General features: G+C 51.3%; 2 tRNA genes and 1 rRNA gene. All 3 read right to left on the bottom strand.

Annotated elements, in window-relative coordinates:
• Positions 1-241: 241 nt before the first annotated feature.
• Positions 242-317 (bottom strand) — tRNA-Ala (locus tag AC3WRR_RS36085).
• 12 nt (positions 318-329) lie between these two features.
• A tRNA-Ile gene (locus tag AC3WRR_RS36080) sits at positions 330-406 on the bottom strand.
• 62 nt (positions 407-468) lie between these two features.
• Positions 469-544 (bottom strand): 16S ribosomal RNA (locus AC3WRR_RS36075); the annotation flags it as partial.

The raw sequence follows: 544 nt of genomic DNA, 5'->3' as shown, positions 1-544 counted from the left end.
ATTTGTGCCGTATTCCAAGTCATCTTTCGATCACTTAAATACATTTTGGTTGATACAATCACAACCCGGTATCGCGTTGGTACTGCAGCGTCTCATCAACGCTCGCGCGACACCTTTACTACATCCCATATTTTTAAAGAACAGCCGATCTTGCGATCGCTTGGCAATGCCAAATGGAAACACTCGCAACTCATCGTCGCGATGCGCTTTCATTTGACAACCAATCCAAGGTACCAGGCAGTGGTGGAGGATGACGGGATCGAACCGACGACCCCCTGCTTGCAAAGCAGGTGCTCTCCCAGCTGAGCTAATCCCCCTTCCGGATAACTTGGTGGGTCTGGTAGGACTTGAACCTACGACCCCCGCCTTATCAAGACGGTGCTCTAACCACCTGAGCTACAGACCCTTGGCTGTAACAGCAAACAAACCGATAAGTGTGAACGCTAGGCTTGAGACACAAGCCTCTAGAAAGGAGGTGATCCAGCCGCACCTTCCGATACGGCTACCTTGTTACGACTTCACCCCAGTCATGAACCCTGCCGTG

The organism is Cupriavidus sp. FW305-3-2-15-C-LB2 (genome assembly GCF_058787575.1).
This window is presented reverse-complemented; position numbering and strand designations above follow the sequence as displayed.